At 65.8% G+C, this 21,944-nt stretch carries 22 protein-coding genes; 17 read left to right on the top strand and 5 right to left on the bottom strand.

The features are described from left to right. Positions 1 to 96 precede the first annotated feature (96 nt). Positions 97 to 1,044: a pyridoxal 5'-phosphate synthase lyase subunit PdxS gene (gene pdxS, locus CH290_RS12270; RefSeq protein ID WP_019663999.1), complete on the top strand. Its 948-nt coding sequence runs from the start codon at positions 97 to 99 to the stop codon at positions 1,042 to 1,044. Positions 1,045 to 1,048: 4 nt separating this feature from the next. Here pdxS and CH290_RS12265 read toward each other — a convergent pair whose 3' ends face one another. Then, a complete protein-coding gene (locus CH290_RS12265; protein ID WP_020110150.1) occupies positions 1,049 to 1,615 on the bottom strand; it encodes a nucleoside/nucleotide kinase family protein in 567 nt (188 codons plus the stop codon). Positions 1,616 to 1,736: 121 nt separating this feature from the next. On the opposite strand from CH290_RS12265, the gene CH290_RS12260 reads away from it, so the two are divergent. The 12 genes from CH290_RS12260 to CH290_RS12205 all read left to right on the top strand — a co-directional run bounded on the left by CH290_RS12260 (position 1,737) and on the right by CH290_RS12205 (position 14,874). Beyond that, entirely contained in the window at positions 1,737 to 2,588 is an 852-nt protein-coding gene (locus CH290_RS12260) for an acyl-CoA thioesterase (RefSeq protein ID WP_033189665.1), read from the top strand. Continuing rightward, the gene (gene pdxT, locus CH290_RS12255; RefSeq protein ID WP_020110149.1) at positions 2,585 to 3,187 is read left to right on the top strand and encodes a pyridoxal 5'-phosphate synthase glutaminase subunit PdxT; all 603 of its coding nucleotides are present in this window, start codon (positions 2,585 to 2,587) and stop codon (positions 3,185 to 3,187) included. The genes CH290_RS12260 and pdxT overlap by 4 nt, the downstream gene beginning before the upstream one ends. A 101-nt stretch (positions 3,188 to 3,288) precedes the next feature. Further along, entirely contained in the window at positions 3,289 to 4,044 is a 756-nt protein-coding gene (locus tag CH290_RS12250; RefSeq protein WP_019663995.1) for a YebC/PmpR family DNA-binding transcriptional regulator, read from the top strand. A 92-nt stretch (positions 4,045 to 4,136) separates the two neighbouring features. Then, on the top strand, positions 4,137 to 4,766 hold the full coding sequence (ruvC, locus tag CH290_RS12245; RefSeq protein WP_019663994.1) for a crossover junction endodeoxyribonuclease RuvC: 630 nt from the start codon (positions 4,137 to 4,139) through the stop codon (positions 4,764 to 4,766). Beyond that, on the top strand, positions 4,763 to 5,371 hold the full coding sequence (ruvA, locus tag CH290_RS12240) for a Holliday junction branch migration protein RuvA (protein ID WP_019663993.1): 609 nt from the start codon (positions 4,763 to 4,765) through the stop codon (positions 5,369 to 5,371). The genes ruvC and ruvA overlap by 4 nt, the downstream gene beginning before the upstream one ends. Next, positions 5,368 to 6,444, top strand: coding sequence for a Holliday junction branch migration DNA helicase RuvB (gene ruvB, locus CH290_RS12235; RefSeq protein ID WP_019663992.1), 1,077 nt, complete (start codon positions 5,368 to 5,370; stop codon positions 6,442 to 6,444). The genes ruvA and ruvB overlap by 4 nt, the downstream gene beginning before the upstream one ends. 150 nt (positions 6,445 to 6,594) lie before the next feature. Next, positions 6,595 to 7,011: a preprotein translocase subunit YajC gene (gene yajC / locus CH290_RS12230; protein ID WP_019663991.1), complete on the top strand. Its 417-nt coding sequence runs from the start codon at positions 6,595 to 6,597 to the stop codon at positions 7,009 to 7,011. A gap of 143 nt (positions 7,012 to 7,154) precedes the next feature. Then, positions 7,155 to 8,912: a protein translocase subunit SecD gene (gene secD / locus CH290_RS12225; protein ID WP_170947575.1), complete on the top strand. Its 1,758-nt coding sequence runs from the start codon at positions 7,155 to 7,157 to the stop codon at positions 8,910 to 8,912. Position 8,913: 1 nt separating this feature from the next. Next, the gene (gene secF, locus CH290_RS12220; protein WP_019663989.1) at positions 8,914 to 10,107 is read left to right on the top strand and encodes a protein translocase subunit SecF; all 1,194 of its coding nucleotides are present in this window, start codon (positions 8,914 to 8,916) and stop codon (positions 10,105 to 10,107) included. Then, on the top strand, positions 10,107 to 11,819 hold the full coding sequence (locus CH290_RS12215; protein WP_033189668.1) for an ABC transporter substrate-binding protein: 1,713 nt from the start codon (positions 10,107 to 10,109) through the stop codon (positions 11,817 to 11,819). The genes secF and CH290_RS12215 overlap by 1 nt, the downstream gene beginning before the upstream one ends. Then, complete coding sequence (locus CH290_RS12210) at positions 11,816 to 12,361, top strand: adenine phosphoribosyltransferase (protein ID WP_033189669.1); 546 nt, start codon at positions 11,816 to 11,818, stop codon at positions 12,359 to 12,361. Before CH290_RS12215 ends, CH290_RS12210 begins: the two co-directional genes overlap by 4 nt. A 143-nt stretch (positions 12,362 to 12,504) precedes the next feature. Further along, positions 12,505 to 14,874: a RelA/SpoT family protein gene (locus CH290_RS12205; protein WP_026347584.1), complete on the top strand. Its 2,370-nt coding sequence runs from the start codon at positions 12,505 to 12,507 to the stop codon at positions 14,872 to 14,874. Positions 14,875 to 14,923: 49 nt separating this feature from the next. On the opposite strand, the gene CH290_RS12200 is transcribed toward CH290_RS12205, so the two are convergent. Beyond that, positions 14,924 to 15,721: a peptidylprolyl isomerase gene (locus tag CH290_RS12200; RefSeq protein ID WP_027498532.1), complete on the bottom strand. Its 798-nt coding sequence runs from the start codon at positions 15,719 to 15,721 to the stop codon at positions 14,924 to 14,926. Continuing rightward, on the bottom strand, positions 15,718 to 16,575 hold the full coding sequence (locus CH290_RS12195; protein ID WP_033189670.1) for a peptidylprolyl isomerase: 858 nt from the start codon (positions 16,573 to 16,575) through the stop codon (positions 15,718 to 15,720). Before CH290_RS12195 ends, CH290_RS12200 begins: the two co-directional genes overlap by 4 nt. Positions 16,576 to 16,795: 220 nt before the next feature. Between CH290_RS12195 and CH290_RS12190 the strand changes: the two genes are divergently transcribed. Genes CH290_RS12190 through CH290_RS12180 form a run of 3 tightly spaced genes read left to right on the top strand, consistent with a single transcriptional unit; the run spans position 16,796 to position 19,378 of the window. After that, positions 16,796 to 17,488: an MBL fold metallo-hydrolase gene (locus tag CH290_RS12190; RefSeq protein WP_019666418.1), complete on the top strand. Its 693-nt coding sequence runs from the start codon at positions 16,796 to 16,798 to the stop codon at positions 17,486 to 17,488. A 2-nt stretch (positions 17,489 to 17,490) separates the two neighbouring features. After that, entirely contained in the window at positions 17,491 to 18,762 is a 1,272-nt protein-coding gene (gene hisS / locus CH290_RS12185) for a histidine--tRNA ligase (protein ID WP_033189740.1), read from the top strand. Next, complete coding sequence (locus CH290_RS12180; RefSeq protein WP_033189671.1) at positions 18,752 to 19,378, top strand: hypothetical protein; 627 nt, start codon at positions 18,752 to 18,754, stop codon at positions 19,376 to 19,378. Before hisS ends, CH290_RS12180 begins: the two co-directional genes overlap by 11 nt. A gap of 3 nt (positions 19,379 to 19,381) precedes the next feature. Here the strand turns inward: CH290_RS12180 and CH290_RS12175 are convergent, their stop codons facing one another. Continuing rightward, on the bottom strand, positions 19,382 to 19,849 hold the full coding sequence (locus CH290_RS12175; protein WP_033189672.1) for a DUF3237 family protein: 468 nt from the start codon (positions 19,847 to 19,849) through the stop codon (positions 19,382 to 19,384). A gap of 105 nt (positions 19,850 to 19,954) precedes the next feature. Here CH290_RS12175 and CH290_RS12170 point away from each other — a divergent pair, with 105 nt between their 5' ends. Next, positions 19,955 to 20,986 (top strand): Rv2578c family radical SAM protein, encoded by a 1,032-nt coding sequence (locus CH290_RS12170; protein ID WP_033189673.1) that lies wholly within the window; start codon positions 19,955 to 19,957, stop codon positions 20,984 to 20,986. Between the two features lie 21 nt (positions 20,987 to 21,007). Here CH290_RS12170 and ypfJ read toward each other — a convergent pair whose 3' ends face one another. Beyond that, the gene (ypfJ, locus tag CH290_RS12165; protein ID WP_033189674.1) at positions 21,008 to 21,934 is read right to left on the bottom strand and encodes a KPN_02809 family neutral zinc metallopeptidase; all 927 of its coding nucleotides are present in this window, start codon (positions 21,932 to 21,934) and stop codon (positions 21,008 to 21,010) included. Positions 21,935 to 21,944: the final 10 nt, after the last annotated feature.

Genomic DNA, 21,944 nt, shown 5'->3' with positions numbered 1-21,944 from the left:
GAGCGCTCGGTCAGGGGTCCAGCAATTCTCGACTGGCTATGGGAACGAATGCCAGTTCGGTCTACTCTCGGGCACGCCTCGCTCCGAGGTAGTCCCGTGTTCCCTCAGCTGCAGGAGAGTCCTTTGAGTACGCCCATCGTTCCCGCATCAGACGTCGAAGACAACGGCCGGGGGACAGCACGCGTCAAGCGCGGCATGGCCGAAATGCTCAAGGGCGGCGTGATCATGGACGTGGTCACCGCCGATCAGGCCAAGATCGCCGAGGATGCAGGGGCCGTGGCGGTCATGGCGCTCGAACGTGTTCCGGCGGACATCCGCGCGCAGGGTGGTGTGTCGCGGATGAGCGATCCGGACATGATCGACAGCATCATCGCCGCGGTGTCCATCCCCGTCATGGCGAAGGCGAGGATCGGCCACTTCGTCGAAGCGCAGATACTCCAGAGTCTCGGCGTCGACTACGTCGACGAATCCGAGGTGCTGACCCCGGCGGACTACGCCAACCACATCGACAAATGGAACTTCACCGTCCCGTTCGTGTGCGGCGCAACCAATCTCGGCGAAGCGCTGCGTCGGATCACCGAAGGCGCAGCGATGATCAGGTCCAAGGGCGAGGCGGGTACCGGCGACGTGTCCAACGCGACCACGCACATGCGCAAGATCCGCGACGAGATTCGCCGACTCACGTCGCTGCCCGAAGACGAGCTGTACGTCGCGGCAAAGGAACTTCAGGCTCCCCACGACCTGGTCGTGGAGGTCGCACGTGCGGGCAAGCTGCCCGTGACCCTGTTCACGGCCGGCGGCATCGCTACGCCGGCTGACGCTGCGATGATGATGCAACTCGGTGCGGAGGGCGTCTTCGTCGGATCCGGAATCTTCAAGTCCGGCAACCCGAAGGAGCGTGCCGAGGCGATCGTCAAGGCGACGACCTTCCACGACGACCCCGACGTCCTCGCCAAGGTCTCGCGTGGCCTGGGTGAGGCCATGGTGGGCATCAACGTCGACGATCTTCCGGTTGCTCACCGTTTGGCCGAACGCGGCTGGTGACGTCTCAGGCCTGGAGTATCGCGGGCCGGTCCGGGTGATCCCAGCGGACCACGACGTCCGCAGTCGGTGCCTCGTCGTAGAACTCGAGCAGCGGTGCAACCGTCCATGCGTCGGCCTCGGGGGTCCGGCGCCGCATGGTGGCTTCGCTGATCTTCAGGTGCACCGTCACCGCTGCATCGGGAATGCGTCCGAGGGCCGTCGGACCGGCGATCAGCAGAACATGGTCGGGAGCCGCGTCGACGAGGCTCGCCCTCGCGGACCGATCGGCCACCTCGTCCCAAAGCCGGGGTAGGAACGTTCCTCGGCCTCCGGGACGCATCGGGGCAACGACCTCACGCTCCACCGCGGCGAAGTCGAACCAGGCTGTCCGATAGGTCAACTCGTCGGTCCGAGAGTACTCGAATCGCAGTGAGGCGGGCCGCACGTAATCGTGGAGATCGATCACGTCACAACGCCGTCCGGATGCGCCCACGAGGTCACGGACCGTCCCGGCGAAATCGACCGGACCAGCGGCGTCGACGCCGTCGATCACACCGATTGCGCGGCGGCCGTGGGGAATTCGATCGGCCACTGCCCGGGCGAGTAGTTCCGGGAAAATCGGCACAGGCGTCGGCAGGTCTCGGTTCGGCACCGGTTCATCTTGCCTGTTTCCGCGCTTGTTAGCCTTCACCAGCAGCGACGAGAGGTGAACAATGGCCAGTATCGAGGACATTCTCGAATTGGAACGTATCGAGAACGACATCTTCCGTGGTCGAACCTTCCCGAGCCTGTTGCAGCGGACGTTCGGCGGGCAGGTCGCCGGGCAGGCTCTGGTGTCGGCCGTCAACACAGTCGCCGACGACTACCGCGTGCACTCGTTGCACGGTTACTTCATCCGGCCGGGCAACCCCACGGAGCCGACCGTCTACATGGTCGAGCGCATCCGTGACGGCAGGTCCTTCTGTACGCGCCGTGTCACCGGAATTCAGGACGGCAAGGCGATCTTCACCATGTCCGCGTCGTTCCACGTCGACGACGACGGCATCTCGCACCAGGACACGATGCCCCGCGTCGTCGATCCGGAGACCTTGCCGGACCCGCGCACCCTTCCGGAGTTCGACAATTCGTTCTACGAGGAGTGGAAGGAATGGGACATCCGCAAGGTCCCCGATGAGCAGACCGAGAAATACCCGAGCCTCGCCGCCCAGCAGCGAGTGTGGTTTCGCTACCGCGATCGGTTGCCGGACAATCAGGTGTTCCACGTCTGCGCGCTCGCGTACATGTCCGACATGACCCTGATCGGCTCGGCGAAGGTCCCACACCCGGGCGTGGCGACTCAGACGGCGTCACTCGATCACGCGTTGTGGTTCCTGCGCCCGTTCCGCGCCGACGAATGGCTGCTGTACGACCAGACGTCGCCGTCCGCGGACTTCGGGCGTGCGCTGGCACAGGGCCGAATTTTCGACCGGCAGGGTCGCATGGTCGCCGCCGTAGTGCAGGAAGGTCTGATGCGCTTCGAGCGGGATCGAACGAAATCGGCCACCGATCCGTTCAAGCCCAGGTGACCGGGCCTCGCATCGGTGTACTCGCGTTGCAGGGCGACGTCCGAGAACACCTCGCCGCGCTGAGCTCGAGCGGCGCCGAGGCAGTCGCGGTACGCCGGCCCGCGGAGTTGGACGGCGTCGACGGACTCGTCGTTCCCGGCGGCGAATCGACGACGATGAGCAGGCTTCTGACGGTCTTCGAACTGCTCGAACCGCTGCGTGCCCGGCTGCGTGACGGACTACCCGCTTACGGATCGTGTGCGGGAATGATCATGTTGGCGAGTGAAGTTCTCGATACCAGAGAGGACGCCCAGCATCTCGACGCCCTCGACATCACCGTGCGGCGCAATGCCTTCGGTCGTCAGGTCGACTCCTTCGAAACCGATCTCGAGTTCGCTGGAATCGACGGCGACCCCCTGCGCGCGGTGTTCATCCGAGCGCCGTGGGTGGAACGCGTCGGCGACGGCGTGGAGGTCCTCGCCACCGTTCCCGACGGTCCCGCCGCGGGTCGCGTCGTCGCGGTGCGCCAGGGGCCCGTCATGGCCACCAGCTTTCATCCCGAGGTCACCGGTGACCGTCGCGTACACGGACTCTTCGTCGACCTCGTGCGTGGGGTCTGAGCGGCGACGTTCGCACGTTTGCGGACGTGTATGGAGTCGGTGCCGGTCGAGCACGCGTAAACTACGAACACTTGTTGTAAGTACGAAAGGGGCTCCATCGCATGAGCGGCCACTCCAAATGGGCCACCACCAAGCACAAGAAGGCGGTGATCGACGCCAAGCGTGGCAAGTCGTTCGCCAAACTCATCAAGAACATCGAGGTGGCGGCCCGCACCGGTGGTGGCGATCCCACAGGCAATCCGACGCTGTTCGACGCCATCCAGAAGGCGAAGAAGACGTCGGTTCCCAACGACAACATCGAGCGTGCGCGCAAGCGCGGCGCGGGCGAGGAAGCCGGCGGCGCCGACTGGCAGACCATCATGTACGAGGGCTACGGACCCAACGGTGTGGCGGTGCTCATCGAGTGCCTCACCGACAACCGCAACCGCGCCGCGGGCGAGGTTCGGGTGGCGATGACCCGCAACGGCGGCAACATGGCGGACCCGGGATCGGTGTCGTACCTGTTCTCGCGCAAGGGTCTGGTGACGTTGGAGAAGAACGGTCAGTCCGAGGACGACGTCCTGATGGCGGTTCTCGACGCCGGTGCCGAGGAAGTCACCGACAACGGCGACACCTTCGAGATCGTCAGTGAGCCAACCGATCTCGTTGCAGTCCGAACGGCGCTGCAGGAGGCCGGGATCGACTACGATTCGGCCGAGGCCAGCTTCCAGGCGTCGGTGAGCGTTCCCGTCGACGTCGACGGTGCACGCAAGGTGTTCAAGTTGATCGACGCGCTCGAGGACAGTGACGACGTTCAGAACGTCTACTCCAACGTCGAACTGTCGGACGAGGTTCTCGCGCAACTCGACGAGGACTGACCCGTCGGCGGCCGGTCGGGTGTCGCACACGCCCGCTCGGCCTGCCCTCCGCTACGCTATCGAACAACAGTTCGTAAGCGGAAGGTGAACACGTGCGAGTGATGGGCGTCGACCCAGGCTTGACCCGGTGCGGGTTGAGTTTGATCGAGGGCGGTTCGGGGCGCAGTGTCATCGCATTGGACGTCGATGTCGTGCGCACTCCGGCGGACATGGATCTGGCGCAGCGTTTGCTCCGAATCTCCGAGGCCGCGGAGTATTGGCTCGATACTCATAAGCCTGACGTCGTCGCCGTCGAGCGCGTGTTCGCGCAACACAACGTGCGCACCGCGATGGGCACGGCGCAAGCCGGGGGAGTGATCGCGCTCGCCGCAGCCCGCCGAGGCATCGACGTCTGCTTTCACACTCCCAGCGAGGTGAAAGCCGCGGTCACGGGCAACGGTAGTGCGGACAAAGCGCAGGTCACAGCCATGGTCATGCGGATTCTCGGACTGCAGACCGCACCGACTCCCGCCGACGCGGCCGATGCTCTCGCTCTGGGTATCTGTCACTGCTGGCGCGCGCCGATGATCGCGAGGATGGCGAAGGCCGAGGCGATGGCCAAAGAACAGCGGCGCAAGTACGAGGTACGGCTGGCCGAGGAGCGTAAAGCACGGGCAGCCGCGGCGAAGAAGAGCGCCCGAGCCGTAGCGGCTCGGGCTGTCGGAGAGGCGGGCGTCGGATGATCGCATCCATCCGCGGGGAAGTACTGGACATCGCGCTCGACCACGCAGTCCTCGAAGCGTCCGGGGTCGGATATCGAGTCAACGCGACACCCTCGACACTCGCGTCGTTGACTCGGGGATCCGAGTCCAGACTGCTGACGACCATGATCGTCCGCGAGGACTCGATGACCCTCTACGGGTTCTCGGACACCGAGTCACGGGACCTGTTCGTACTGTTGCTGACGGTGTCCGGTGTCGGGCCTCGTATCGCGATGGCCACCCTCGCCGTGCTCGATCCGGCGGCGTTGCGGACCGCCTTGGCGGACGGCAACGTCACTGCGTTGACGCGTGTACCCGGGATCGGAAAACGCGGTGCCGAACGGATGGTCGTCGAACTGCGGGACAAGGTCGACGCCATCGTCGGCGGAGGGGGAGCGTCCGCGACGCCGACCGCAGGCGCGAGCGGCGGCGCGGTGCACGATCAGATCGTCGAAGCCCTCACCGGACTCGGATTCGCGGTCAAACAAGCCGAGGACGCGACAGCATCCGTACTGGCCGCTCAGCCCGACGCGTCGACGTCGGCTGCGCTACGCTCCGCGCTCGCGTACCTGGGTAAGACGAGATGACCGACGACGCCGACCTCGAGGACTCACAGGTGACCGCGGAGGTCACCGCGGACGACGTCGACGTCGAGACCAGTCTGCGCCCGAAATCGCTGACGGACTTCATCGGTCAGCCGCGAGTGCGTGAGCAACTCCAACTCGTCCTGACCGGTGCGAAGCTTCGTGGCGGCACACCCGATCACATCCTGATGTCGGGCCCACCCGGGCTCGGCAAGACGTCGATGGCGATGATCATCGCCCAGGAACTGGGTACGTCGTTGCGACTGACGTCGGGGCCCGCGCTCGAACGGGCTGGTGATCTCGCCGCCATGCTCAGCAACCTCGTAGAGGGCGACGTGCTGTTCATCGACGAGATCCACCGCATCGCGCGCCCGGCCGAGGAGATGCTGTACCTCGCCATGGAGGACTTCCGTGTCGACGTGGTGGTGGGCAAAGGGCCGGGCGCCACTTCCATCCCTCTCGAAGTCGCGCCGTTCACCCTGGTCGGAGCCACCACCCGATCGGGCGCCCTCACCGGACCACTGAGGGATCGCTTCGGCTTCGTCGCGCACATGGACTTCTACGAACCCCAGGAACTGCAGCGGATACTCGTGCGCTCGGCAGGCATCCTCGGCGTGCCGATCGACGCGGCAGGATGCGCCGAGATCGCCGGACGCTCGCGCGGTACCCCACGTATCGCCAACCGCCTGCTTCGCCGAGTGCGCGACTACGCCGAGGTGCGCGGGGACGGAACCGTGACCAAACAGACGGCGCAGGAAGCGCTCGTCGTCTACGACGTCGACCAGTTGGGTCTGGACAGGCTGGACCGAGCGGTTCTCAGCGCGTTGATCCGGAGCTTCGGAGGCGGGCCCGTCGGCGTGTCGACACTCGCGGTCGCCGTCGGAGAGGAACCGTCGACGGTGGAAGAAGTGTGTGAGCCTTTTCTGGTACGCGCGGGCATGGTTGCACGGACTCCCCGTGGACGGGTGGCGACGGCAGCAGCGTGGCAGCATCTCGGTCTCGTGCCCCCACCGGACCTCGCCATCGGCGGTATTTCCGTGCGAACGAACGAAGCTCAGCAGGGATTATTCGAGTAATTGCCCGGCAAAGCTCAGGAGCCGGACAAGTCGGCAGTGAGGTAATGGCACACTGGACCCGACGCACGGCACTCCGAATGCGCGCGACGCGCTCGCTATCGGACGCCGACACGACAAGAACAACGACACCTCTTAGGACTGACGTAGAAGATGGAACTGCTATTTCCGCTGCTGATCGTGGCGCTGCTCGTACCGATGTTCCTCAACGTGCGCAAGCAGAAGAAGGTCCTCGCCGACACCCAGGCATTGCAGGACTCGCTGAAGGTCGGTGACGAGGTCGTGACGACCGCAGGCCTCTACGCCCGCGTCGCGCTGGTGGAAGAGGACACCGTCGACCTCGAGATCGCCGACGGCATCATCACCACCTGGTCCCGGGCAGTCGTCCGTGAGGTTCTCCCACCGGAGACCGACGACGAGTTCGACGATCGTTCAGGCGACGCGATCACCGCACCCGACGACCTGTCCGGTGTGGAAGGTGCAGGACCGTCGCTCGACAAGACCGTGTCGTCGCAGCCCTCCGCCGACGACACCGTCGAACAGAGCACGCGTCGCCTCGACAAGGAGTGACTTCGCGATGATCTCAGCCGCTGTCGGACACGGTCCGGCAGCGGTTTCGCGTGCAAGGGTCCAGGCGCCCGGTATGCCCTGAACCTCCCGCGAGTCACCTCTCGTCACCTCACCCTCAAACGCCAAGAGGAGAATCACACACCGTGGCACCTTCAAGCGGATCGGTGCATCCATCCCGCTATCTCGCCGTGTTCGGCGTCCTGATGGCCGTTGTGTACGCCTTGGTCTTCTTCACCGGAGACAAGTCCCCCGAGCCCAAGCTCGGTATCGACCTCGAAGGCGGTACCCGTGTCACGTTGACGGCGCGGACGCCGGACGGCAGCGCGCCGAGCCGTGAGAGCCTGATCCAGGCACAGCAGATCATCACCACTCGCGTAGACGGTCTCGGTGTCGCGGGCTCGGAGGTGCTCATCGACGGCGAGAACCTCGTCATCACCGTTCCCGGTGACGACAGCTCGCAGGCACGCACTCTCGGCCAGACCGCGCGGCTGTTCATCCGCCCGGTGATTCAAGCTGCACAGCCCGCGGCAGGCGCCCCCGCGGGAGAAACCGAGCAGGCCCCGGCAGGTGGAACACCCGCCGAGACGCCCGCTGCCGACACTCCTGCGCCGTCCGGAGATGCGGTGCCTCAGGGTCGCCCGTTTCCGGCACAGGATCCCAGCGCGGTCGATCCGACACCCGCGCCCACACCCGCCGACCCCGCCGAGGATCCTGCTGCGGAGGACCCGGCTGCGGACGAGCCCGCGGGCACCGAGGCCGAGCAGGCCGCCGACCAGATCGCCGAGGCGAAGGCGCTTCGTCAGAGCGAGGACCCTCAGGTCCAGCAGGCTGCCCTCGCGACGATCGACTGCAACGCTCCCGACCCGTTGCAGGGCAACGACGACCCGGCCTTGCCGTTGGTCGCATGCTCCACCGACGGTGCCGCCGTGTACGTCCTCGGGCCGAGCATCATCGACGGTCAGCAGATCTCCGATGCGACCTCCGGATTCAACTCCCAGCAGTCGCGTCACGAGGTCAGCCTGAGCTTCGATTCCGAAGGCAGCAACACGTGGGCGCAGTTCACCGGAGCCAACATCGGCAGCCAGGCTGCGTTCACGCTCGACTCCAAGGTCGTCAGCGCGCCGGTGATCCAGGGCGCGACGCCGGCCGGTAGCGCAACGTCCATCACCGGACAGTTCACCGCCCAAGGTGCATCGGACCTCGCGAACACCTTGAAGTACGGATCGCTTCCGCTGTCCTTCGCGTCGTCGGAAGCCGAGACCGTGTCCGCGACGCTGGGGCTGGCTTCGCTCGAAGCGGGTCTGCTCGCCGGAGCGATCGGCCTCGCGCTCGTGTTGGTCTACTGCCTCGTGTACTACCGTGCGCTCGGATTTCTCACCGCACTGTCGCTGGTGCTCGCGGGTGCGATGGTGTACGGAATTCTCGTTCTGCTCGGCAGATGGATCAACTTCACCCTCGACCTTGCCGGCATCGCCGGTCTGATCATCGGCATCGGCATGACGGCCGACTCGTTCGTCGTGTTCTTCGAGCGCATCAAGGACGAGATCAGGGAAGGCAGAAGCTTCCGATCCGCCGTTCCGCGAGGCTGGACGCGTGCACGCAAGACGATTCTGTCCGGTAACGCCGTGAGCTTCATCGCCGCCGCGGTGCTCTACGCCCTGGCCGTCGGTCAGGTGCAGGGCTTCGCGTTCACGCTCGGCCTCACCACGATCCTCGACGTCATGGTGGTCGTCCTGGTCACCTGGCCGCTGGTCTACCTCGCGTCGAAGTCCAAGTTCTGGTCCAAGCCCGGCGTGAACGGGCTCGGCGCCGTCGCGCAGATCGCGCAGGAACGCAAGCGCGCCGCCGCACGTGCCATGGCAAGCAAATCCGCATCCGATGCTGCGACGAAGGGGGCCTGAGATGTCCGATTCATCCGAGAACACCGAGGGCACCGGGTCGGTCCTGCTGCAGGACTCCGGCGTCGATCAGAGCGCGCAACCCGCGCGTGGTTGGCTGTCGAGGCTGTACACGGGAACGGGCGCGTTCGAGGTCGTCGGTAGGCGCCGGTTCTACTACATCCTCACCGCGGCGATAGTCCTGGTGTGCCTGCTCAGCATGGTCTTCCGTGGGTTCACCCTCGGAATCGACTTCGAAGGCGGAACCAAGATTCAGGTTCCCGCCGACGGCGGTGTCACCTCCGAGCAGGTGGAGACGGTGTTCACCGACGCTCTCGGGTTCGGCCCCGAAGCAGTGCAGACCGTCGGCTCCGGTGCGGCTGCCACGGTGCAGGTGCGTTCCGAGGCACTCGACGCAGGACAGGTCGACCAGGTGCGTCTTGCACTGTTCGACGCCTTCCAGCCGGTGGACAGCACTGGAACGGCGAGCCCCAACGCCATCAGCTTCTCCGACGTCAGCGAGACGTGGGGTGGGCAGATCACGCAGAAGGCACTGATCGCGCTCGTCGTGTTCCTGGTCATCGTCAGTATCTACATCGCGATCCGATACGAGAGGGACATGGCGATAGCAGCACTCGCCGCACTGTTCTTCGACCTGCTGGTCACCGCCGGTGTGTATTCGCTCGTCGGGTTCGAGGTCACGCCCGCGACGGTCATCGGCCTCCTCACCATCCTCGGGTTCTCGCTGTACGACTCCGTCGTGGTCTTCGACAAGGTCGAGGAGAACACGCGCGGAATCCTTCACCTGGGCCGGAAGACCTACGCCGAGCAGGCCAACCTGGCCGTCAACCAGACCCTGATGCGGTCGATCAACACCACCGTCATCGGCGTTCTGCCGGTGTTGGCGCTGATGATCGTCGCCGTCTGGCTGCTCGGTGTCGGCACACTCAAGGACCTCGCGCTCGTCCAGCTCGTCGGCATGATCGTCGGCGCGTACTCGTCGATCTTCTTCGCGACGCCGTTGCTGGTGTCCATCAAGGAGAAGTGGGGTCCCGTCGCGGCCCACACCAAGAAGGTGTTGGGCAAGCGTGCCGAGGCCGCGAAGCGCGTAGGGTCGGACACTCCGGTCGTAGCAGGGTCGGGCACAGTCCCCGACGCGCCGGTGACCCCTCGGGTGGGCTCGCGGCCTACCGGAAAGCGTGCCAAGAAGAGGCGTTGATGAACGTGCGAGTCCAGAGGTCGCGGACGACGGCAGCGGTGGCGGTCGTCGCCGTCACAGCAGGCGCTCTCGCAGGGTGCTCGACGGCAGAGGACCAGGTCCCGTCCATCGGATACGCCGTCGACACGGTATTGACCACGTACAACGCCAATACGGTCGACGGCGCCGCATCGGCGGCCCGGCAGGCGTTCCCTCGGGTCCAGACCGGCTTCGGCTACGTCGGACCCGAAGGCGAAGCGCTCTCGGACAACGACGTGGGCGGGGTGTCGGTCGTACCGGCCGACGTCCTCACGGTGTCGTACACGATCGCGCCGCAGGCGACGTACTCCGACGGCGTCCCGATGACGTGCGACGACCTGGTGCTGACATGGGCAGCGAACAGTGGGCGCTTCGTGGCGGGGGAGAACGACCTGCCCCTGTTCGACGCTGCGTCGAGCGCGGGATACCGAGACATCGAACGAGTCGACTGCATCCCGGGAAGCAAGGACGCCACGGTCGTCTACCGTGCGGGTCGGAACTACGACGGCTGGCGGTCCTTGTTCGGCGCAACCGATCTTCTGCCCTCCCATGTGGCAGCTCGCGTCGCCGGGGTCCCCAATGTCGTCGACCCGATCCTGTCCGGCGACCTCGCGGCCGTCGGGAGGATCGCCGAGTTCTGGAACACGGGCTGGAATCTCGTTCCAGGACAGATCGACACGTCCCTGCTGCCGTCCAACGGGCCCTACCGCGTCGACTCCTACACCCAGGAGGACGGCCTCGTACTCGTCGCCAACGAGTCGTGGTGGGGGGTTCCGCCCGAGACCGACCGCATCGTCGTATGGCCGAAGGGAACCGACGTCGCCGCACGCGCAACCGAGGGCGACCTCGAGGTCGTCGATCACGGTGCAGGCGGCGACATCCCATCGGACGGCTTCGAGCGCACCGACTTTCCGTCCCACGGCGTGGAGCAATTGACGTTCGCGACCAGCGGTTCGCTCGCGGCGTCCGCTGCGCGCCGCGCAATCGCAGCGTGTGTGCCGCGGGAGCAACTGTTCGACGGCGTCGGCCACCCCGGATACGACGAGTCCGCAGGCATCGGCTCGGCCGTCGTCGATTCCCGACTCGTCCGTCCGAGCGCGCTGCTCTACGGACCGGTGGCCGCCACCGCGGACGGCCGTTACCGGCAAGCGGACGTCGCGGCGTCGACGACCGAGCGAAACAACGCCGATCTGGACAGCCTCACCGTTCGAGTCGGCTACCTCGCACCCGATCCACGGCGCGCACGGATCGTGGCCGACATCGCGTCCGCATGCGCGCCCGCCGGGATCACCGTCACCGACGCAGGGTCTCCGGACTTCTCGCCGAGTGCACTACGCACGGGGGCGGTCGACGCCGTTCTCGGAGCCACTGCGTCGGCCTCGGGACCGTCGGGAGCGGTGTCCGAGGAAGCGGCGCGTTACAGCGTGCACAGCGGGAACGGCAGCAACGTCGGTGGATTCACCAACGGCAGAATCGATGCGATCGTCGACGAGCTGGCGACGGCGCCGTCGGATGGGACCGTGCTGTCTCTCGCGACCGAAGGGGAACGGATCCTCTGGAACGAGATGCCCTCGCTTCCACTGTTCAACCAGCCTCGAACGTTGGCCGTGGCGGACGGTATGACCAACGTCGTCGTGAATCCGACGGTGGCGGGTGCAGGGTGGAACATGGATCGTTGGATACTGCACAGGTGAACAGAGTTTCCGAAGAGAGAGCGTCGATTGCGTCGGACCACATCGACCGACTCACCCGATGGGCCGACGATTTCCCGGTCGACGGGGTGCGGTTCGCCGATCTGACGCCGGTGTTCGCAGATCCAGACGGTCTGAAGTCCGTGGTAGCGGCACTGGCCGAGGCCGGTTCGGGAGCCGACCTCGTTGCGGGAATCGATGCGCGCGGCTTCTTGCTGGGCGCGGGTGTCGCGTTGGAACTCAACACCGGCATTCTCGCGGTCCGCAAGGCAGGCAAGCTCCCGCCACCCGTGGTGGCGCAGAGCTATGAACTGGAATACGGGTCGGCGGAACTCGAGATCCCGGCCGACGTCGACATCTCGGGCCGGAAGGTCCTGATCGTCGACGACGTCCTCGCCACCGGTGGCACCATCGCGGCCACCGCGGAGTTGTTGCGGGCCTGCGGCGCCGAGGTCGTCGGTGCTGCGGTCGCGCTCGAGATCGCGGTCCTCGAGGGTCGAGGCAAGTGCGAGGGCTACCCGCTTGTCTGCCTTCGGCAGGTCTGAGGACTAAAGTTGGTGAACACTGCTGTTGTCGAAGATCCGTAACCGAGGTCGGTGTCGGTCGACCGAGGGGCCATGAGCCAAGCGAACGAGAGCAGACCACGCGGCAGGAGGCGAACATTGTGACCCGTTACCTCGACCAACCCTTGCCGGATCGACCTGCGTCCGAATCGGAATCGGGAAAGGCGGCTACTGCGGACACTCCGCAGGCGACACCGGACTCCGCTCCGCTGGTCGTCGGAAAGGGCTCGGCACCCGCCGTCCCGACGTCCGCGTCCCGACGCGTCCGCGCCCGCTTGGCCAGGCGCATCACGGCCGGCCGCAACGCCGCGGTCAAGCCTGTCCTCGAACCGCTGGTGAGTCTGCACCGTGAGCTTTATCCGAAAGCGGATCTCGCGTTGCTTCAACGGGCATACGACGTCGCGGACGAGCGCCACGCCACCCAGATGCGCAAGTCCGGGGACCCGTACATCACGCACCCGTTGGCGGTGGCGAACATTCTCGCCGAACTGGGCATGGACACCACGACGCTGGTCGCGGCTCTCCTGCACGACACCGTCGAGGACACCGGCTACTCGCTGAAACAACTCACCGACGAGTTCGGTGAGGAAGTAGCGCACCTCGTCGACGGGGTGACCAAGCTCGACAAGGTGGTTCTCGGCACCGCGGCCGAGGGCGAGACCATCCGCAAGATGATCATCGCAATGGCCCGCGATCCTCGCGTTCTGGTCATCAAGGTGGCCGACCGCCTGCACAACATGCGCACCATGCGCTTCCTGCCGCCCGAGAAACAAGCACGAAAGGCGAAAGAAACCCTCGAGGTCATCGCGCCACTCGCACACCGTCTCGGCATGGCGACGGTCAAGTGGGAACTCGAAGATCTCGCATTCGCGATTCTGCACCCAAAGAAGTACGACGAGATCGTTCGACTCGTCGCCGATCGTGCACCCTCCCGCGACACGTACCTCGAAAAGGTGCGCGCCGAGATCAACGCGTCGCTGTCGGCCTCCCGCATCAGTGCGGCCGTCGAAGGACGACCCAAGCACTACTGGTCGATCTATCAGAAGATGATCGTCAAGGGTCGCGACTTCGACGACATCCACGATCTGGTGGGCGTACGCATCCTGTGCGACGAGATCCGCGACTGTTACGCCGCCGTCGGCGTCGTGCACTCGCTGTGGCAGCCGATGGCCGGCCGGTTCAAGGACTACATCGCGCAGCCTCGCTACGGCGTCTACCAGTCGCTGCACACCACGGTCGTCGGCCCCGAAGGCAAGCCGCTCGAGGTGCAGATCCGCACGAGAGACATGCATCGCACGGCCGAGTTCGGTATCGCCGCGCACTGGCGGTACAAGGAGACGCGCGGCAAACACGGCAACGACAACGCCGAGGTCGACGACATGGCGTGGATGCGCCAATTGCTCGACTGGCAGCGGGAGGCAGCGGATCCAGGCGAATTCCTGGAATCGTTGCGCTACGACCTGGCCGTCAAGGAGATCTTCGTCTTCACACCGAAAGGCGACGTCGTCACGCTGCCCGCGGGGTCGTGTCCCGTCGACTTCGCGTACGCCGTGCACACCGAGGTGGGCCACCGCTGTATCGGAGCCCGCGTCAACGGTCGACTGGTGGCGCTCGAACGCACGCTCGAGAACGGCGAGGTCGTCGAGGTGTTCACCTCGAAGGCCGTCACCGCCGGGCCGAGCCGCGATTGGCAAGGCTTCGTCGTCTCGCCCCGCGCGAAGACGAAGATCCGCCAGTGGTTCGCCAAGGAGCGCCGCGAAGAAGCACTCGAAGCGGGCAAGGACGCCATCGCGAAAGAAGTGCGCCGCGGCGGACTACCGCTGCAACGGTTGATGAACGCCGAGTCGATGTCCACGATCGCGCACGAACTGCGCTACGTCGACGTCTCGGCGCTGTACACCGCAGTAGGCGAGAGTCACGTGTCCGCGCAGCACGTGGTGCAGCGGTTGGTTGCTCACCTCGGCGGCGTCGGAGACGTGGAAGAGGAACTGGCGGAGCGGTCCACACCGTCCACCATCCCGACTCGTCCGCGTCAGGTCGGTGACGCCGGTGTGCTGGTGTCCGGCACCGAAGGGATCGTCGCGAAGCTGGCCAAGTGCTGCACCCCGGTGCCGGGCGACGAAATCCTCGGGTTCGTCACCCGCGGCGGGTCGGTCAGTGTCCACCGAACCGACTGCACCAACGCGAAGTCGCTGGGCGAGCAGTCGGAACGGTTCATCGACGTCGAATGGGCCCCGTCGGCATCGTCGGTGTTCCTCGTCGCGATTCAGATCGAGGCGCTGGATCGGCATCGCCTGCTCTCGGACGTCACCAAGGCACTCGCGGACGAGAAGGTCAACATTCTGTCCGCGTCCGTGGCCACATCGGGGGACCGGGTGGCGATCAGCAAGTTCACCTTCGAGATGGGCGACCCGAAGCACCTGGGCCACGTCCTGAACGTCGTGCGCAACGTCGAAGGGGTGTACGACGTCTATCGCCTGACGTCGGCTGCCTGAGCCCCACGTGAGTGGAAATGTAGGTCAGGACCTACATTTCCACTCACAGTCACTGAGCGGCGACGACCGACTCGACGGTGACCGCCGCGTTGGGTGGTCCGTCGTTGCCCGGTGTGGAGACTCCGGCCGCTGCCACCGCGTCCAGCGTCGCCAGTCCGGCGTCGTCGATGGTTCCGAAGACGGTGTACTGCGGAGGAAGGACGGAATCCTCGTAGACCAGGAAGAACTGGCTGCCGTTGGTATCGGGTCCTGCGTTCGCCATGGCGACGGTGCCGCGGGGGTAGACGACCGGGCTGGACAGCGCCGCGTCGCCGGCCGGGAACGCCGTCGTCGGGTACTCGTTGGCGAACTCGTAACCGGGGCCACGGTTTCCCTGTCCGGACGGATCCCCGCACTGCAGGACCTGTAGCCCTTCGGTGGTGGTCAGCCGGTGACAGACGGTGTCGTCGAAGTACCCCTGCGTGGCAAGTGACGTGAAACTGTTGACGGTGCAGGGCGCTTCGGCGCGGTCGAGCGACAGGCCGATGGGGCCCTGGCTCGTCGTCACCGCAACGTCGACCAGCCCGACGGTGGACACTCCGTACTGCTGCGGCGCGGTGTTCTCGCGAATCGCGGGCGTCGCCTCCGGGTACTCGCAGGTGGTGCTCGACACCTCCTGCGCAGGAACCGGGGGGAGGACTCCGAACAGGCTCAGATCCAGCGGCGGCTGAGTGGTCGGGGCCGCGGCACTGGTCGTGGCCGACGCGGACTCGGTCGTCGCTGCGGTACCGGAGTTGTCGGACGAGCAACCTGCCACGAGGAGGACGGACGCGCCCGACGCGGCGAGCACCGCTAACGTGCGCTTCACAGGTCGCTCACGACACTGGTGATGTCCACCGGAAGTGCAGGCTTGCCGTCCGCGGCTCCACCTTCGACGCCCGCCGCAGCGACCTTGTCCAGTGTCTGCAGACCGGTCTCGTCGATGGTGCCGAACACCGTGTAGGCGGGCGGCAGCGTGGAGTCGCCGTAGACGAGGAAGAACTGGCTGCCGTTCGTGCCGGGTCCCGCGTTGGCCATCGCGATCGTTCCGCGTGGGTAACTGATCGGCTCGTCGGCGGCCGGGTCGCCTTCGGCGTACTGATCGGCCGGGAACTCGTCGGCGAACTGGTAGCCCGGTCCGCCCATGCCGGTGCCTGCGGGATCGCCACATTGCAGAACCTGCAAACCAGCGCCTGTGGTGAGTCGGTGGCACTGCGTGCCGTCGAAGTAGCCCTGGTTGGCGAGAGAGACGAAACTGTTCACCGTGCACGGTGACTGCGGATTGTTCAGCGTCAGGCCGATGTTGCCCTGCGTCGTCTCCATGCTGTAGCTGAGTGCTTCGTCACTCGTCGGCACGCCGTCGGTGCGCGGAGGAGTGTTCTCCTTCGCGGCGGGCTGTGCGGCCGCGGGGTAGCTGCAGTCGACGGTCTCGGGGAGCGGCTCGGCGCGGCCGTCGGCGATCAGTGTGTCGCCGTTGGGCGTCGACGACGCCGTCGTCTCGGGATCGTCTCCGCCGCGAGTGAGGGCGAACACGACGGCAACCGCACCGACCACGACCACCACACCCAGCACCGATCCGGCGATGGTCAGCTGTTTACGCTTCTTCGCTCGTTCGGCTCGGCGTTCGAGTTGTCGCTCGAGCTTTCTCTTCGCTGCCTCGCGCCGCTGCTCGTTGCTGGGCAATTGCGTGTCCTCCCGCTTGTGTCGTCCGCCGGCTCGGCCTACGTCTCTTCCCGCCGGTCGGCGAGCCGAAACCGACCGTGAGTGAGTGTGCCATTACATCCTGAGAAGTTTCCGACTGGCATGGCGGCGTCGTTCCGGGGGCGGACTGCGCACGCGCAGGTGGACACGGTCCAACTAGGGTGGAACGGACCTTGGCGTACGAAAACTAGGAGCGGCAGCTGTGCTCGTCACCGGATTCCCGGCGGGAATGTTTCAGACGAACTGTTACGTGCTCGCCCAGGAGGGCTCGTCGGACTGCGTCGTGGTGGATCCCGGGCAGGATGCGACGGAACCGCTCCTGCGGTTTCTGGGTGAATCCGGGCTCACTCCCGAAGCGGTGTTGCTCACCCACGGTCACCTCGACCACACGTGGTCCGTGGAACCGGTGTGCGAGAAGTTCGGTATTCCTGCCTACATCCACGACGAGGACAGGTTCATGCTGTCCGATCCACTGCGTGGCACCGGCCCGACCCTCGCCGCTCTGCTCGGCGACGCGGAGTTCCACGAGCCCGAACGTGTGGTCGACCTGAACGGTGGGACCTCTCTCGAACTGGCAGGCATCGAGTTCGGTGTGCTTCACACGCCCGGCCACACGCAGGGGTCGGTCGTGTTCACCATCGACGTCGAGACACCGGACGGCACACTGGCGATCGCGTTGACCGGCGACACGCTGTTCGCGGGGTCCATCGGGAGAACCGATCTTCCCGGAGGTGACCACGAACAGTTGCTTCGCTCGATCGCGACGACGCTGCTGCCGCTCGACGACGCCACCGTGGTGCTGCCGGGACACGGCGGGCAGAGCACCATCGGCCAGGAACGCGCCTCCAATCCCTTTCTCGTTGGACTCGCAGGCCCCGAACAAGGAAAACTGTGACCGTGAGCAAGCCGAGTACCTTTTCTGCGCCCAAGGGCATTCCCGACTACGTCCCCCCGAATTCCTCGGAGTTCGTCGCCGTCCGTGAGGGGTTGCTGACCGCGGCTCGCAACGCCGGGTACGGGCACATCGAACTGCCCATTTTCGAGGACACCGGGCTGTTCGCACGCGGTGTCGGCGAGTCGACGGACGTCGTGAGCAAGGAGATGTACACCTTCGCCGATCGGGGCGACAGATCCGTCACCCTGCGTCCGGAGGGAACTGCAGGCGTCATGCGCGCCGTCATCGAGCACGGCCTCGACCGGGGAGCTCTCCCGGTGAAACTTGCCTACGCAGGGCCGTTCTTCCGCTACGAACGCCCGCAGGCGGGACGCTATCGACAGTTGCAGCAAGTCGGAGTCGAAGCCATCGGAATGGATGATCCCGCGCTGGACGCCGAGGTAGTCGCCGTGGCGGACAACGGATTTCGGTCGCTCGGTCTGACGGACTTCAGGTTGGAGATCACGTCGCTGGGGGACGACACCTGCCGCCCGCAGTATCGAGAATTGCTGCAGGAGTTCCTCTTCGGCCTTCCGCTCGACGAGGCGACCCGCACGCGCGCTCGGATCAACCCGCTTCGAGTCCTCGACGACAAACGTCCGGAAGTGCGCGAGATGACGGCGGACGCCCCGCTGATGCTCGACCACCTGTCCGACACTGCGCGGGCGCACTTCGACGAGGTGCTCGCACACCTCGACGCGTTGAAGGTTCCGTACGTCGTGAACCCGCGGATGGTCCGCGGACTCGACTACTACACGAAGACGACGTTCGAGTTCGTCCACGACGGACTGGGCGCGCAATCCGGAATCGGCGGCGGTGGCCGATACGACGGGTTGATGGCGCAACTGGGTGGCCAGGAACTGTCCGGCATCGGATTCGGGCTCGGCGTCGACCGAACCATGCTTGCCCTCGCAGCCGAGGGGAAGTCGGCCGGATCTCCCGCGCGCTGCGCCGTGTTCGGCGTTCCGCTGGGATCGGACGCGAAAGCGCGCATCGTGGCGATCGCAGGCGAACTGCGCGGCAAGGGAATCAGCGTCGATCTCGCCTACGGCAATCGTGGTGTCAAGGGCGCCATGAAAGCCGCCGATCGTTCCGGCGCACAGTTCGCCTTGGTTCTCGGCGACAAAGAGCTGGCCGACGGTAACGTCGTGGTCAAGGAATTGTCGACCGGGGAGCAGCACGACGTGGCACTGTCCGAGATCGTGTCGCACCTGGAGGCTCGACTTGGCCGGTGACGAGCGCGTCGACCTGGATCTGATACCTACCGAGCTGATCGTTCCCCGGCTCAGGAAGGTCGCGATCGGTGCGCTGGTGGTCGGTGTCCTCGTCGCCGTGATCACCTCGTTCTTTCTGCCTACCACCGTTGCGGTCGTCCTCGGCGTCGTCGTCGGAATACCGGCTGCGGCGTCGGCGTGGGTGGGCATCCGACGTCGAACATGGCTCGACGGCAACATCGTTCACGCCCGCGGTGGGGTGCGTACTCGCGCTCTGTCGGTGCCGAACTTGGTGTCGGCGGAGCTGCAGGTCAGAACGGCGCGGATAGATCAGATCTCGCTGCGCCTGTACGACGGCAACGTGAAACTGACTCTCGCGTTGGCGCTCTACACGAACGGCGGGGGCCGTGAGCTCCCCATTCTGTCGCTCCGCAAACTCGCCGACGCATTGTGGACGAGCGAACTGGTCCCGGCTGCAGCGATCGCCTCGCTTCTCGTCGATCAGTTGAAAGCGGAAGCCCGCGATGCCGGGCTGGGGGAGCGGCCGCTCTATCGAGCGGCGGAGCTCGTCAAGGCGGCGGGCAGGACCCCTCTCGCCACCCTGACCGACCGTGAGGTCGCCGAGCTGGGCAACTAGCGGCTACGTGACCAGGAAAGCATCGAGGACGACAGATTCTGCGGAGCGGGTGCCCGACGTGACGACCAGGGCGCGGTTCAAATAGGTGAATTGTGGTACCGCCGTGGAGATTTCGAGAGTCCCACGGAAGTAGTAGGTCGCGGGGTCGACTTCTTCGGTTCCGGCGAGCGACTCGATGACCTCGGCCGGGCCGAACTGAAGTCCGCGGAACGACAACGCGAGGTGACCGCCCTCGGCGAGCTCGAGAGTGATGTCAGCGGCGAACTCGGTGCGGCCGTCGACGCGCGTCACTCCGGCAAGGGACGTCGAAACAGCAACCGTCCCTTCGATGTCCGGTCCTGGAGCGGCGCCGCCGAGGATGGGCGTCACCACTCGTTCGCCGTCGGGTACCGAGCCGACGGTGATGGGGCTTCCCAGGCTGAGTCCGAGGCGGAGGATGGGTTCGAGTGTGGGAACGATCGGTGCGGTCACGCCTCCACCGTAGCGGCAGGCCCGATGCTGCCGTCCGCGTGACACTCGTTCTCGGCGGCGCCGACCCGCTTGACACCGATGTAGAACACATGTTCGACTGTGTGCATGCGATGGGCGGGACAGACACTCGGCGCCGCGGACGACGGCGCACTGCCCGGTCTCGAGCGTGCCGGCCTGGTTCGCAGCGTGCAGACGCCCGAATTCGAGGGCATCACGTTCCACGAGGTGCTGTGCAAGAGTGCGCTCAACAAGATCGACGGTGATTCGCTTCCGTTTTCGTGGACGGTCAATCCTGCGCGCGGGTGTTCCCACGCGTGCACGTACTGCTTCGCCAGGCCCACCCACGAGTACCTCGACCTCGACGCCGGCAGCGATTTCGATTCGCAGATCGTCGTGAAGACGAACATTGCCGCGGTGCTTCGCAGAGAACTCGCGCGTAAATCGTGGAAGAGGGAGCCGGTTGCATTGGGCACCAACACCGACCCCTACCAGCGCGCCGAGGGGCGATATCGGCTGATGCCCGGCATCATCGGCGCACTCGTGGAATCCGGCACGCCGTTCTCGATCCTGACGAAGGGAACGCTGCTGCGGCGGGATCTGCCTTTGCTCGCCCTTGCCTCTCGCCAGGTCGACGTGCACATCAACATCAGTCTCGCCATTTTCGACGCCGGCTTGCAGAAGCAGATCGAGCCGGGCACGCCGAGCCCCAAGGCTCGTCTCGAGCTGATCAGAGCAGTCCGCGACGCAGGGTTGCCGTGTGGTGTCCTGGTGGCACCGGTGATTCCGTTCCTCACCGACGGGGCACGGCAGCTCGAGTCCCTCGTCGAAGCGCTCGCCGACGCAGGAGCGACCTCGGTGTCCGCGATGCCGATGCACCTGAGGTCGTCGACGAAGGACTGGTTCATGTCGTGGTTGGCGGAACATCACCCAGCGTTGGTTCGTCGCTACCGTCAGCTGTACGGGCACGGCGCATACGTGACACCCGAGTACAAGGCGTGGCTGCGAGGACGTATCGATCCCATGTTGGAGCGCCACGGATTCGATGTCGGCGACGCACGTTCCATGCCCAAGAACGTTCCCGTCGAACCGGATTCGCCCGCGTCGGAGGCGCGCGACCCGGCGCTCACCCTGTTCTGAGAACGCTCGTGTCTCGGGCTGTCACCGTGTGAGGGCGGCCGGACTGTTCAGGTCGCGGGCGGAGAACGTGTCGCAGGCACCGACCTGCCCGGTCCTGTACCCCGCCACGAACCACGCCTGACGCTGCTCCGAGGACCCATGGGTCCAGCCCTCCGGGTTCACCCGACCGCTCGACGCTTGCTGGATCCGGTCGTCACCGACCGACGACGCTGCCGACAGCGCATCGCGAACATCGGTGTCGGTGAGAGGTTCCAGGAAGGGTTGGCCGGTGTTCGGGTCAGGGATCAGCGCGGCGTGATGTGCCCAGATACCGGCGTAGCAGTCGGCCTGCAGCTCCACCCGAACCGCACCGGATTCGGCGCCCTGCGGATCGGCCTGTGCTCGTCCGATGTCGCCCAACTGATTCTGAATGTGATGGCCGACCTCGTGGGCGACGACGTATTCCTGCGCCAGCGGGCCACCGCTGGATCCGAACCGGTCGACGAGGACCTGGAAGAAGCTGGTGTCGAAGTACGCCGTCGAGTCGGCGGGGCAGTAGAACGGTCCGACCGCACTGGTCGCATTGCCGCAGCCGGTGTTGATCGAGCCGCTGAACAGTCGTACTGCGGGCTCGACGTAGTTCACTCCGGTCTGGGTGCCGAGCTCGGACTGCCAGACATCGTCGAGGCTCCCGATCGTCCCGACGATGCGGCAGTCGACGTCACTGTTGGCGTCGGCCCCTGTCTGGCACTTGTCGAGCGAACCGTCGGTCCCGGCGGATTGCGACGAACTGTCCGTTCCGTCGGTCAGCTGCCCCAGGATCGATCCCGGGTCTCCGCCGAACAGCAGCGCCAGCACCAGAATCACCAGACCGCCCGCACCTCCTCCGAGCGCGATCTTGCCGCCTCGGCCACCGCCACCGGAGGACACACGCTTCGAGTCGAGTCGAGCGCCTTCTCTGAACGTCATGCCTCGTCAT

This window comes from Rhodococcus sp. 06-156-4 (assembly GCF_002259345.1).
In the GTDB taxonomy this organism is placed as follows: domain Bacteria; phylum Actinomycetota; class Actinomycetes; order Mycobacteriales; family Mycobacteriaceae; genus Rhodococcoides; species Rhodococcoides fascians_E.
Note: the sequence above shows the minus strand (reverse complement) of the source record. Positions and strands in the feature narration are given on the sequence as shown.